This window comes from Exiguobacterium sp. PvP048, from assembly GCF_040549175.1.
Taxonomy (GTDB): Bacteria; Bacillota; Bacilli; order Exiguobacteriales; family Exiguobacteriaceae; genus Exiguobacterium_A; species Exiguobacterium_A artemiae.
The window spans coordinates 1-13,750 of the sequence record NZ_JBEPSU010000006.1 but is presented as its reverse complement, the minus strand read 5'-3'; the positions used below and the strand labels follow the sequence as shown (position 1 = coordinate 13,750).

At 46.1% G+C, this 13,750-nt stretch carries 9 protein-coding genes, 1 rRNA gene, 1 pseudogene and 2 riboswitches; all 11 genes and pseudogenes read left to right on the top strand.

Translation table 11 applies throughout. The features are described 5' to 3' along the window. The first annotated feature begins 252 nt into the window (after nucleotides 1–252). The gene (locus tag ABIC15_RS11260) at nucleotides 253–1,209 is read left to right on the top strand and encodes an AAA family ATPase (protein WP_012369342.1); all 957 of its coding nucleotides are present in this window, start codon (nucleotides 253–255) and stop codon (nucleotides 1,207–1,209) included. Then, entirely contained in the window at nucleotides 1,206–2,288 is a 1,083-nt protein-coding gene (locus ABIC15_RS11255; RefSeq protein WP_012369343.1) for a DUF58 domain-containing protein, read from the top strand. The genes ABIC15_RS11260 and ABIC15_RS11255 overlap by 4 nt, the downstream gene beginning before the upstream one ends. Beyond that, the gene (locus ABIC15_RS11250; RefSeq protein ID WP_354020728.1) at nucleotides 2,285–4,357 is read left to right on the top strand and encodes a transglutaminase TgpA family protein; all 2,073 of its coding nucleotides are present in this window, start codon (nucleotides 2,285–2,287) and stop codon (nucleotides 4,355–4,357) included. Before ABIC15_RS11255 ends, ABIC15_RS11250 begins: the two co-directional genes overlap by 4 nt. A gap of 37 nt (nucleotides 4,358–4,394) precedes the next feature. After that, nucleotides 4,395–4,496: riboswitch (purine riboswitch) on the top strand. 129 nt (nucleotides 4,497–4,625) lie between these two features. Next, nucleotides 4,626–6,146: a glutamine-hydrolyzing GMP synthase gene (gene guaA / locus ABIC15_RS11245; protein WP_041261800.1), complete on the top strand. Its 1,521-nt coding sequence runs from the start codon at nucleotides 4,626–4,628 to the stop codon at nucleotides 6,144–6,146. A 299-nt stretch (nucleotides 6,147–6,445) separates the two neighbouring features. Next, nucleotides 6,446–6,985, top strand: coding sequence for a hypothetical protein (locus ABIC15_RS11240; protein WP_012369346.1), 540 nt, complete (start codon nucleotides 6,446–6,448; stop codon nucleotides 6,983–6,985). Nucleotides 6,986–7,297: 312 nt separating this feature from the next. Further along, complete coding sequence (locus ABIC15_RS11235) at nucleotides 7,298–8,242, top strand: YsnF/AvaK domain-containing protein (RefSeq protein WP_354020727.1); 945 nt, start codon at nucleotides 7,298–7,300, stop codon at nucleotides 8,240–8,242. Nucleotides 8,243–8,426: 184 nt separating this feature from the next. Further along, nucleotides 8,427–9,296 (top strand): acyltransferase family protein, encoded by an 870-nt coding sequence (locus ABIC15_RS11230; RefSeq protein ID WP_354020726.1) that lies wholly within the window; start codon nucleotides 8,427–8,429, stop codon nucleotides 9,294–9,296. A 138-nt stretch (nucleotides 9,297–9,434) separates the two neighbouring features. Next, a pseudogene (gene tnpB / locus ABIC15_RS11225) lies at nucleotides 9,435–10,525 on the top strand (IS200/IS605 family element RNA-guided endonuclease TnpB). A gap of 285 nt (nucleotides 10,526–10,810) precedes the next feature. Next, nucleotides 10,811–10,912: riboswitch (purine riboswitch) on the top strand. Nucleotides 10,913–10,999: 87 nt separating this feature from the next. Then, nucleotides 11,000–12,352: an NCS2 family permease gene (locus ABIC15_RS11220; RefSeq protein ID WP_012369350.1), complete on the top strand. Its 1,353-nt coding sequence runs from the start codon at nucleotides 11,000–11,002 to the stop codon at nucleotides 12,350–12,352. 91 nt (nucleotides 12,353–12,443) lie between these two features. Further along, nucleotides 12,444–13,355, top strand: a complete 912-nt coding sequence (locus ABIC15_RS11215; RefSeq protein ID WP_354020725.1) for a proline dehydrogenase family protein — start codon at nucleotides 12,444–12,446, stop codon at nucleotides 13,353–13,355. Between the two features lie 328 nt (nucleotides 13,356–13,683). Beyond that, a 16S ribosomal RNA gene (locus ABIC15_RS11210) occupies nucleotides 13,684–13,750 on the top strand; the annotation flags it as partial.

Sequence of the window (13,750 nt, the reverse complement as noted above, 5' to 3'; positions counted from 1 at the left end):
AGAGGATCACCGGACTTGACGGACGCAACATGACAATAGACACGAAGTGATTCGTGTTTTACGTGCAGATTGCACGGCTCAAGAACGGTTTACGATATGTGATCGTTCCTGAAAGCAGGAAGGGGGAGTCGCGAACAGCGGCGCCCCCTTTTGTGCGTATTCAGCTACCCCCATGCCTTTAAAAGCATTGAAAAATATGAGATGATATAAAAAGTCAGAAAATTCAACTACTAAACAGCAAGGGGCCAGACAATGCGAACATATACGAAGGAGATTCAAGCGATCATCGACAACGTAGAAAAAGTCATTATCGGAAAAGAGAATGTCATTACACAATCTTTAGCCGCGTTACTTGCCGGAGGTCACGTCTTACTGGAAGACGTACCGGGTGTCGGGAAAACGATGCTCGTTCGTGCATTCAGCCGTTCGATCGGTTTGACATTTAAGCGTGTCCAATTCACACCTGATCTGTTGCCGTCCGATTTGACGGGGGTTTCGATGTACAACCAGAAGACGAGTCAATTTGAGTATCGCCCGGGTCCTTTGATGGGAAACATTGTCCTGGCAGATGAAATCAACCGGACCTCACCGAAAACACAATCAGCCTTACTCGAAGGGATGGCGGAAGCGAACGTAACGGTGGATGGAGAAATTCACACGCTTCCTAATCCCTTTTTTGTCATGGCGACCCAAAATCCGATTGAACACGAGGGGACCTATCCGCTTCCGGAAGCCCAACTCGACCGGTTTTTAATTAAGGTCAAGATGGGGTATCCCGATTTTCAACAGGAGATGAAGCTACTGACACGGTTCGAGCGGGATGAACCGATCGAGACGCTGGAGTCCGTCATCACACGCGACGAATTGTTACGGATGAAAGAAGACGTCAAGGCTGTGCATGTCTCGCAACCGGTCAAAAAATATATCGTTCATTTGGTTCAGGCGACCCGGACCCATGCCTCGCTTTATCTCGGAGCCAGTCCACGATCTTCGATTGCCCTGATGAAAGTGGCACAAGCGTGGGCGTATATGGAAGGACGGTCCTTCGTCTTACCGGATGACGTCAAGGAACTGCTGACTCCCGTACTCTCGCACCGTTTGATCTTAACGGCGGATGCCCGCTATCATGGGCAGACGGCAGAACGAATTCTGGAACAAGTGAAAAAAGAAGTCGCCGTGCCGATCCAGCAAGACGTGGAGTCCTTATGACAAAATGGCAAATCGGTTGGCGTTACGCCGTCTTGCTGATTACAGTCACAGCTCTGTGGATCTATGCCCGGATTGACGGCGGAAACGTCGCTTCACTGTTGGTTTATATCATGGCAGGGTTAACCGTCTACTGGACGCTGTTTTTGATCTGGCCGGTCACACAAGCAATCGCGACGCGGGAAGTTTCAAATAAGATGTTGATTGCCGGAACCGATCTTCCGGTTTCACTTCGAGTCCGGCGGAAATATCCGTTTCTCATCGGTGCCGTCGATGTCACGGAAGCCGTTCCGGACACACTCAGTGAAGAACCGCTCGATATCCGGCATCCGCTCCGGGCACATTACCGGAAAGTCGAGCACATCGATTATCTGATTCCTTCCATCCGCCGGGGACTGTATCAAATTCCCGGCTGTGTGCTCGAAATCCGTGATCCGTTCGGCTTGTTCATGCGGAAAAAACTCTATCCGGTCGAAACGTATCTGGCCGTCGAACCGGCCCGGTTAGCGGTCCAACTGCCGCATGAAGACGATCGCGGCGACGGCGGGATTTCTCCCGTTTCACTGGATCTCCGGCAATCCTCCTTTACGGTCGTCGGTGTCCGTGAGTACGTCAGCGGAGACCGGATGAATCAGATTGACTGGAAATCAACCGCGAAACGCCAAGGATTGATGACGAAAACGTTTGAGCGGGAACAGGAACGCGAGACGACAATCGTCTTTAACGAAGGAACCGTCAGCGATGAGAACTTCGAAAAAAGTATTTCCATGCTGGCTGCCGCAACGGATCAATTGAATAAACGTCATCTGAATTACCGGATTCATCTTGTCGGACATGGCGTCCAGTCGTTATCGTTGCCGCTTGAAGGCGCAAAACTGACGCATTACCTGATGACGGCGCAACCGAGCCGGACCCGGTCGTTCATTGAATCCTGGGAATATTCTTCAAAAGCGTTACGACTGAGCGGAAATGTCCTGTTCATCACACCGGACCTTGAATCCAACAATGAAATGTGGATTTCGAAAATCCGGCAGGAAGCAAGCGTTCATGTCTATACACCAGAGAGGAGGACGACCGGATGATGCGACGACTGATTTGGAATCTGCTCGCCGGGCTGCTGTTCGCGAGTTTCATGCCGCCGCTGCTTGAGCTGACGACGTTTGAGAGTGTCATTCCGTTTCTGCCGCTTCTGTTGACACCACTTTTGCTGTCGCATGTCCGACGTAGCTGGTTTTTACTCGGCAGTTTACTGGCATTGCTCGTTTCGTTCTATTTGATTTTGATTCCCGGCGAAGCACCGTGGAACCTGTTCCGTGAAATTGCCGGTGACATCAACCGTGTCATCAACGGGGAGTTACCGGGACGTCCGGCATTTGCGTTCTCGATTGGACTGATCAGTTTTCTGATTGGTTATCTGGCGCGGCGGACGTTTCCAAACCGCGGATTCGTCTTCGGACTGGCGCTTGGTGTCATCGGGTTCATTGCCTATTGCGACACGTGGACGGATTACTCGGGCGAACAGTTCATCATCTACCCGATTGTGCTGGCTCTGTTTTTGTTATATGCGACAGAAGTCAGTGAACGGCCGATGGCATCGTATGTCCGTCCGTTCAGCGCCTTGCTGATCATTGGAGCGACGGTGGTTGCCGCAGTTCAGAGTCCCGTCATCACGGCGACATGGCAAGACAGCTGGTACGACTGGACGGACGGTTTTGAAAGTGAAGGCACGTCGTCGAGCCAGATCCAAAAAGTCGGATACGGCAACAACGACGAGCAACTCGGCGGTCCGTTCCAAATGGACGACCGGGAAGTCTTCCAGGTTGAAAGTGAAGGCAGCCGCTACTGGCGTGTCGAGACAAAAGACGTCTATACCGGAAAAGGCTGGGTCCTGTCGAAATCAGAACCGGAAATTGATTCGCGGGGATTTTTCTCGCACTTCGGAGATGATGTCAAGACACGGGAAGAACGGGCGACATTTGAACTGTCACGGGAGCTGCCGTTTGTGCCGTATAACGGGGACAATGTCCGTTTGAGTGTAGATAAGCAACGGCAAAATCTGTTGATTGATCCGGAAAATCAAAAGGTCTCGTACCTGGATGATGCGGAACGCCAGCAAAATTATCAGATTCAATACACGTATCCGTTGTTTACGGAAGAATTGCTCCAGACGGATGAGCCGATTACATTGTCGGAGATGGAGCAGGACCGGTATTTACAGTTACCGGATACGTTACCGAATCGTGTCCGAGATCTCGCGGAAGAGATCGTCGCGGACGAAGACAGTCCGTGGGACAAAGCGAAGGCGATCGAAAGTTATTTTGAGCAGGAAAACTTCGAATACAATACGGAAGAAGTCGCCGTACCGGAAGAAAATCAGGATTATGTCGATCAATTTTTATTTGAGACGAAACTCGGCTACTGTGATAATTTTTCGACGTCCGCGACCGTGTTATTACGCGCTGTCGGTTTGCCGGCCCGCTGGGTAAAAGGATTTACGGGCGGCGAATCGGATGTCATCGGGGCAGCCGTGACGAGTTATACGGTCCGCAATAAAAATGCCCACTCGTGGGTCGAAGTCTATATCGAAGGACCGGGTTGGGTACCGCTCGAACCGACCGTCAGTTTTGACGGAGCCGGACAATATACGATTGATCAGGAAACGAATAATGAGACCGAACAAGCGAATCCGCAACGCGATACGGAGACCGATACGGAAACCGCAACACCGGAACGTCCGCAGGAGAATCTGCTGGATGAAGAACAAACGACGACAGCAGCGCAGACCGAACAACAATCGTTTCCGATTTGGCCGGTTGTCGGTGTAATCGTCGGACTGGTATTCTTGTATCTGTTCCGGAAACCGTTGACCCGGACCGCGGCGATTTTATTTTTCCGCAACCAGCTTCATCGTCCGGAAGGATTCAAGCGGATGTACCGTTTCTTATTGCGCCGTCTCGACAAACAAGGCTTCCACTACAAGGACGGCCGGACACTGACGGAACTTGCGCATGAGGTTGACGGATATTACGAAACGTATGCGATGCGTCCGTTGACGGATGTCTATGAACGGATGGTCTACGGAGGCGAATCGTTATCGGTTGATAAAAAACGTGAATATTTCGAAAATATCATTCGACGGATAGAGGGTTGATATTTTCGAATTGATACAGTTACAATGGGAACAACGTAAATCATACATGCATCTCCTTTGTATATACTCGCGAATATGGCGTGAGAGTCTCTACCGGGTCACCTTAAACGACCTGACTATGAAGGAGCAGACCCTTCGTATACACTTTTTTGTGAAGCGGCCTGCTCTTTTTCCATTTATCTATGGGGGAAGAGTGGGCTTTTTTCATCGGGGTACGCATGAAATTGGAAAGGCGGGAATAGATTTGGAAGCACATTTGGACCAAGAAATGATCCTCGTCCTCGACTTTGGAGGTCAGTACAATCAATTGATCACACGCCGCATTCGTGATCTCGGAGTTTACAGTGAACTGCATTCGCATAAGATCACTGCAGCGGAAGTAAAAGACATCGCACCAGCCGGTATCATCTTCTCCGGGGGACCACGGAGTGTCTACGCAGAAGACGCGTACCGCTGTGATCCAGAAATCTTTGACCTCGGCATTCCGATTTTCGGAATTTGTTACGGTATGCAATTGATGTCGCAACACTTTGGTGGAACGGTTGAACGCGCCGGACACCGCGAGTACGGAAAAGCGACGTTGACACTCAACGATCCATCGCCGATGTATGCGAACCTCCCGCTCGAACAGACGGTTTGGATGAGCCACAGTGACCTCGTCACATCGGTACCAAACGGTTTCGTCGTCGATGGAACAAATGTCTCGTGCCCAATTGCTTCAATCAAAAACGAAGAGCTAAAGATGTACGGCGTCCAGTATCATCCGGAAGTCAACCATACGATGTTCGGTAAAGAACTCTTGAAAAACTTCCTCTTCGAAGTCTGTCAGTGTACGGGCGACTGGTCGATGGAAAACTTCATCGAAATCGAAATCGCAAAAATTAAAGAAGAAGTCGGCGATAAAAAGGTCCTTTGCGCCCTTTCAGGCGGTGTTGATTCATCTGTCGTCGCGGCACTCATTCACGCAGCAATCGGTGACCAGTTGACATGTATGTTCGTCGACCACGGTCTCTTGCGTAAAGGGGAAGCCGAAAGTGTCATGAAAACATTTGCGGATCACTTCCACATGAACGTCATCAAGATTGACGCGCAGGACCGCTTCCTCAACAAGTTAAAAGGGATCTCGGATCCGGAGCAAAAACGAAAAATCATCGGGAACGAATTCGTTTATGTATTCGACGAAGAAGCGTCGAAGCTGACGGATATGGACTTCCTGGCTCAAGGAACGCTTTATACGGATATCATCGAAAGCGGAACAGATACGGCCCAAACGATTAAATCACACCACAACGTTGGTGGATTGCCAGAAGACATGCAGTTCAAGTTGATCGAACCGATCAACACGCTGTTCAAGGACGAAGTCCGCGAACTCGGAAAAGAACTCGGTTTGTCGGACGAAATCGTCTGGCGTCAGCCGTTCCCGGGACCAGGTCTCGGGATCCGTGTCCTCGGTGAAATCACAGACGAGAAACTTGAAATCGTCCGCGAATCCGATTTCATCCTCCGTGATGAAATCAAAAAAGCCGGTCTTGAACGCGAAATCTGGCAGTACTTCACAGTCTTGCCGCCACTTCGTTCAGTTGGTGTCATGGGTGACGAGCGGACATACGACTATGCCGTCGGAATCCGTGCCGTTACATCAATCGACGGGATGACATCGGACTGGGCACGCATCCCGTGGGACGTGCTCGAGAAGATTTCTGTCCGGATCGTCAACGAAGTTCAGAACGTCAACCGCGTCCTGTACGATGTGACGTCGAAACCACCTTCAACGATTGAGTGGGAATAAGAACTAGACTTGCTGAGGGGATTCGTCTCATGAAGCCTGTCGTACCAACGCTTTAAAGGGGACAGGTGAAAAGAAGTCCGTTTCACCTTCAACAATTATATTTAAAAATGAAGCTCTCTTTTGTTCACACGATTTGTGAATGAAAGGGGCTTTTTTCTTGGCCAAAATTATGGAACTGTTAAGTGACGTCAAACTGAACCAACAAATTCTAAGGAGTAAAATAAGACACACCGAGCTGTGTATCGTACAGTTGATATAATATGAAGTCAGTAATGAAATGGAATAGGTGGCGAACTACTATGATTGATTGGACATGGCCTGAAGTTGATCGATTAGAGCATCAAGAGAATTGGAATGAAGCAAAAGAATATCTTATAAAAGCATGGCAACAAAATCCGACGGACTTAAAAACGACTGTACGACTTGGCTTTTTTTGTTGGTATGTCGTAGTCGAACAAGGGCCGCTTGGGATTACAGATGCAGATATAGATACGGATGAATTAGAGTCTGTTTTGACTGAAGTGACAAATTTCGGTTTGGCTCATTTTATAACGCATGAAGATTTTCTCTGGTGTTTTGGTTATATGATTTCCATGTTTCCTTATTACTTTGGAGACTATGAACAGTGGGAAGAAAAAGGAATTTCCATGTTAAAGCATGCTTATGAATTGTATCCTGAGGAACCTATATATAAATATTCTTACTTAGGATCTTTCACGAATACTTATCGAACACGTCGAACAAGTAAGAATGAATTAAAGCGGGTAAAACCTGTTTTAGAAGATCGATTTAGAGGAGAAGGCCTACTGTCTGAGTACTTTAAAAGTATATTTAGCTAACATTCCAGATGATTTTTAATCCTCAATTTTTTTGCATGAGATCTGATGTATAAAAAATGTGAAGAAGTATAGAGGGGTTAAGGCGAAATATTAGTTTTTTTGTTGATTAATGCAAAACATGGAATGCCAGAAGAAAGTCTGTTGCTAAACCAGCGCGGACTTTCTTTTAATTAAACATGTGAAAAAAATGTTTAATAAAAAAAGAAATAGGGCAAATTCAAAATGTTGGCACTTAAAATTACTTGTAAGCGTTTGATATTTGATTTTAACATTGAATTTTAAACGCTGTTTATCCCAAAGGAGGAGAAGGTCATGAGTAGAAAAGAAAATACATTTATCGACGTGTTTAATACCCAAGCGGAAGTATTAAGTAAAGTGAATGAATTAAAGGCACAGGGTTACAATGAAAGCGATATGTATGTCGTCGCACAAGATAAAGATTCGTTTTCTATGTTAAAAGACCAGACAGAGGTCCATGTGGATACTACAGGTGAAGAGCAGCATCAAGGGTTCATGGGGAAATTTATGGCCGCCTTCTCTGAAGATTCTTCTGCGGGAGCATTCAGTGGTATGGGATTGGATCGTACTGAATCGGAAGAGTACCGCCGTCAAGTACAAAACGGCAAATTAGTATTGTATGTAGACAGTGAGTATGGGGATTCTTACGAAAAACACAATCAAAGTTATGGTGTTGCTTCAGATATGAACGGGAATCAAGGATACGGTACGACTTCCGGAGTGGACCGGAATCAGGATTATGATAACTCTTCAAAAACGGATCGGACATCTTCTATTGCACCAGATGCTGGAACAGAGGAAGAACGTCTTCGCTTGCATGAAGAACGTTTGAACGTTGATAAAGAAAGAGTTCAAACTGGAGAAGTAAATGTCAGCAAACGTGTTGTCGAAGATCAACAATCCATCGAAGTGCCTGTTGAACGCGAAGAAGTATATGTGGAACGTCGCCCGGTCAACGAGAGCGAAACAAGAACAGATGCTTTTGTAGATGAAAATGATTCGATTCATGTTCCACTTTCTGAAGAACGCGTTGTCGTTTCAAAACAAGATGTTGTTACTGAAGAAATTGTCGTCGGGAAACGGAAAGTTCAGGATACGGAAACCGTCTCGGAAACAGTCCGTCGTGAAGAAGCGGACATCAATGATGGTACGAACATGACAAATGATCTTAATCGAGATAATGATCGAGATAACAGACTTGACCGAGATAACGATCTTGATCGAGATGAGAGAAGATAATTTTATAGTTAATTGTTAACAGAGAGTGGCTCATCAGCTACTCTCTTTTTTGCATGCGATACGATATATCATGTTTTTATCTCTTTTCTTCGAAAAACCGTGTGTTTGAGCATAGACTTTAGTAACGTAAAAAAAGAGATGTATCAATTAACCGATGAAAAGTGGAAGGAGGTGGAGGAAGATAATGAATGGACGCGATCGGGTTTACGATCATGCCAAATTAATATTGATTTTTTTAGTGGTTTTGGGTCATATAATCGAGCCCTTTATTTCAAAAAGCCGAGGATTGGAAGGTATATTTAATTTTATATATTTATTCCATATGCCAGCCTTCATTTTCATCTCCGGTTATTTTACAAAGGGGAAGTTAACGTTTAGAACCGGCTTGAAACTCTCTTTGGACTATTTCATGTTATTCATCATGATACAACTGGTATTTGTAGCGGTTATGAAAGGGATCGGAATTGATCAATACCAATTCTTGACGGTACAACCCGCTTATATTTACTGGTATCTGTTTGCGATGTTCGTCTGGAGTCTAATGCTGCCCGCTGCTCTTTGGCTGGGGCGATCCGTCAAGATCGGAATCGGACGCGTTTTTTTGGTTAGTGTACTGGTCGCTTTGGGAGCCGGCTACATCGACCAAATCGGTTGGGCATGGAGCTTATCACGCATTGTAGTCTTTTTTCCGTTTTTTGTGCTCGGCTATTACTTCAAGAGTCGTGGATGGATCATCTATCAGGTGTTCCCGAACCGCTGGATGGCTTTAGCGGTCATGCTGGCTGGTGCTCTGATGATGTGGATTTGGCCGGATCTTTTTCAGTTTAACTTACTGAGTGGAGCAAATTCGTATGCGAAAATTGGATTAAACGACACTGGTCTAATCGTACGACTTGTTCTATATCTGACTCAGTGGATGATGATCATGGCATTCTTTACCTTGTTGCCGAAAAGACCATTCGTACTTTCTCATCTTGGAACAAAGACGCTGACCATTTACATACTTCATGGATTTATTGTGAAAGGACTCATTGCCACTGCTTATTTTAACTAAATTTAGCGAGAATTCTCCCACCTCTAAGCGTCTCAGGGCGAAGCCCAGCATAGGTGGGAGATGAATCGCCCTGTTTTTCAAGACTGAGATTGTTTGATAAAATCAGTGTAACGAATCAAAAGGAAAGGTGTGATTGCGTTGCTGAAGGCGTACAAGTTTCGACTCTATCCGACGAAACCACAACAAGAATATTTCGTGAAGACGTCGGTTGTGTCCGTTTCGTCTACAATAAGATGCTCGAAGAGAGGATTCGATTGTATGAAGATTCGAAACTGAACCCTAATGCGAAACAGAAGCTCCCGACACCCGCAAAGTATAAGCCCGAATTCCCTTTCCTCAAAGAAGTCGACAGCCTGTCTCTGTCGAACGCTCAGATGGATTTGAACAAAGCGTATAACAACTTTTTTCGAGATCCGTCTGTTGGATTTCCGAAGTTCAAATCGAAGCACAACGCCCGTGCATCTTACACAACAAATAATCTGAAGGGTAGCATACGAATCGAAGATCGTAAGGTGAAGCTTCCTAAAATCGGTTTTGTGAAGTTGAAGCAACATCGTTCGTTCGATGGTGTGATCAAGTCCGCGACGGTCTCGATGACGAAGACCTCAAGATTCTTCATCTCCATTCTTGTCGATCAATCCGAAGAGCAATGGGTTCCCGCTAAGAATAAAGTAGGAATTGACCTTGGTCTGGAACACTTCGCCATCATGACAAACGACGAGTGGACTTCTGAGAAAGTTGCAAATCCTCGTTTCCTTCGAAAGTCTGAAGAGAAGATTAAGAGAGCACAACGTGCCTTGTCCCGCAAAAAAAAGGGGAGTAAGAATCGAGACAAGGCGAGGATCATCCTCGCCAAGAAGCATGAAAAGATTGTAAATCAACGTCAAGATTTTCTTCATAAGCTGTCGAAACGGATGGTTGACGATAACCAAGTCATCGTCGTCGAGACACTGAAGTCGAAGAACATGATGAAGAACCATACGATCGCCAAATCGATCGGAGACGTCAGTTGGTATGAGTTCGTTCGGCAGTTGGCATATAAATGCATATTCTACGGACGAACACTGATCAAAGCGGACCAATGGTACGCCTCAACGCAAATCTGTTCTTCTTGTGGAACGAAAGGCGAGAAGAAGACGTTGGATATGCGAGAGTGGACATGCACTTGCGGTGCGCATCATGATCGAGATATCAACGCAAGTATCAACTTGTTGCTGTTAGCAGACTGAAAACCCTTCAGGGTGGGAACCACCCGATGAGCTTGGTCAATAATCGTAGCTCGTAAAAGTACGGTCTTCCTAAGAAGCTCCCACTTCAATTTGCGAAGCAAATAAGTGGTGAGTAGTTCACAGAACGACAGACGTAATCAGAAAAACATAGAAAAAGTGAGTTGATCGAAAAAAACGCTTCCAAAACCGAACGTTCGGATTATTTGAACGACTAAATTTCGTTTTTATGGTTGACCGGTGATTTAGAGCGTGCTACGATGTGTCTGTTCTTATTTTAATCATCCACTAAAAAACAAAAAATAATGCCGTATAATTCTGGGGATATGGCCCGGAAGTCTCTACAGGAACACCTTAAAGGTTCCTACTACGGCGTGCACTGATTTCCGGTGTGCGCTTAAAGAAACGGCTTTTACCGCTCAGGTAACTGCCGTTTTTTTCGTTTCTTGAGACGGCTTATTTGGAAAGAGGGCAATCATGAGCACACAGATGAAACCGCAACAACCAAAGCAAAAGGAGAATGCGATTGCGCGTTACTTCGATTTTAATGGACTCGGTACGAATATGCGGACAGAGTTCATCGCCGGGATGACGACGTTCTTCGCGATGGCCTACATCCTGTTCGTCAATCCAAACACACTCGCAGAAGCAGGAATGGATGCGGGAGCGGTCTTCGGTGCAACAGCACTCGTTGCTATCATCGGTTCGGTCACGATGGGCTTACTCGCTAATTACCCAATCGCTTTGGCACCAGGTATGGGACTGAATGCGTTCTTCGCTTACAGTGTCGTCATCGGAATGGGGATCCCATGGCAAACGGCTTTATCCGGTGTTTTAGTATCCGGTCTGGTCTTCATGGTGTTAACAGCGTCTGGTATTCGGGAAACAATCATCAATGCGATTCCAGAACCTCTTAAAATGGCAGTAGCTGCCGGAATCGGTTTATTTATCGCTTTCATCGGTTTAAAAACGGGCGGTATCGTCGTTGCCAATGAAGCAACACTCGTCTCACTCGGTAACCTGGGGCAGGGGACGACATTACTTGCTGTTTTCGGTTTAGTCATCTCAGCCATCTTGATGACACGCGGCATTAAAGGCGCGATTTTCTTCGGGATGATCATCACAGCCATTGCTGGTATGATCTTTGGTTTAATTCCGGTCCCGTCAGGTCTAGGTGAAATCGTCTCAGCACCACCAAGTATCGCACCGACATTCGGTCAAGCATTCTTACACTTTGACGAAATCTTCACAGTCCAGATGGCAGTCGTCATCCTGACATTCTTCTTCGTTGATTTCTTCGATACAGCTGGAACACTTGTTGCGGTTGCAAATCAGGCAGGATTGATTAAAGAAAATAAAGTCCCGCGTGCCGGTCGCGCCTTGATTGCAGATTCAACAGCAACGGTCGCGGGTTCAATTCTCGGAACCTCGACTACGGTTTCTTACATTGAATCAAGTGCGGGTGTCGCAGCAGGCGGTCGTTCAGGAATGACGGCGATTGTTACCGGTTTATTCTTCGGACTTGCATTATTCTTCTCGCCATTACTTGCCATCATCACGGCACCGGTAACAGCACCGGCATTAATCATCGTTGGTGTATTGATGGCTTCATCTCTTCTCCAGATTGACTGGAAGAAGTTCGAGTACGCAGTGCCGGCCTTCTTGACAGTCATCATGATGCCGCTGACGTACTCGATCGCAACCGGAATCGCCTTCGGATTCTTGTTCTATCCGATCACGATGATTGCAAAAGGACGCGGAAAAGAAGTCCATCCGATCATGTACGCCATGTCACTCGGATTCCTTGCTTACTTCATTTGGTTACACTGAGTTTTCTTTTCTAGTTAACGTCTTTCTTCTATATAGAAGAAAGGCGTTTTTTTTATGCAGAAGGGAAAGAGAAATAAGAGGAGGTGTTTCCATGATTGAAAAGATTACAGGTCCTGTCTTTGAATACTTGGCGGAGCATAAAGGGTTGATTGAAACGGCGCGGAAGGTGGGGCTGCCGTTAGGCGGAACCTTTTTTGTTGGAGGGCAGGAAACGGAAGAGACGATCCAAACGGTCAGGGAATTAAATGAAGACGGACGGGCGGTAACGGTTGATTGTCTCGGTGAATTCATCGAAAAGGAACAAGATGCAATCGGGATTGCTGATGAATGTATCAAAGTCATTCATCGGATTTCGGAAGAAAAGTTGAATGCGCAAGTCTCATTGAAACTGACTTCAGTCGGATTAAGGTTAAATCCGAAAATTGCAGTTGCGCAGATGACACGGATTTTGGAAACAGCAGAAACGTTTAATTTGCGTGTCACGATTAATATGGAAGAAGAAGCCGTATGCGAAAGCATCATTCAAGTTTTTGAACAATTGCATCGTCGTTTTTCAAATGTCGGAATTGCATTGCAAGCCAATCTATACCGGACGCGTTTTGATCTTGAACGCTTGCAATCCACCGTTCGTATCGTCAAGGGAGCATATACCGGTCCGGAAGATATTTATATCGAGCGGAAAGAAACGGTGGATGCGACGTATTTACAACTCGTGAAACAAAATCTTTTGCAAGGCTGTTATACGCAAGTCGCGACACATGACGAAGATATGATTCAAGAAGTCATTCGATTCGTCCACCGACAGGGAATTGGATTCGATCAATTTGAATTCCAGATGCTGCAAGGGATGCGGCCGAGGCGGCAACAGGAATTAGTAGCTGAAGGATATCGTGTCGTCATTTATGTCCCTCATGGTGTCGACTGGTATACGTATCTGATGAAACGTTTGGCGGAACGACCGGCCAACATCGGCTTCACGGCAATGAGCATGTTAAGACTCTAAAGGCTTTACAAAGGGTTTTTAAATCCTTTGTAAAGTTTTTTTAAAATAATGCTTGTGTTTGTCGAATTTTGTTGGTATATTAATAAATGTTCCAGCGAGACGCCTTTTATAAACGGTTTGTTGGGGCTGAAAAATCTTTTCTAAAACGTGGTTGACATAATCGAAAGAACCTGTTAATCTATTAAAGTCGCTAACACGACGCGAAAGAAATGACGAACTTTGAAAACTGAACGATGAGGCAAAAAAACGTATCTTCGGATACAAACAATGAATGAAGCGCAAGCTTCGTCAACGTGACTCCGGTCACAAAAACGAGCAAGTCAAACACTTTATGGAGAGTTTGATCCTGGCTCAGGACGAACGCTGGCGGCGTGCCTAATACATGCAAGTCGAGC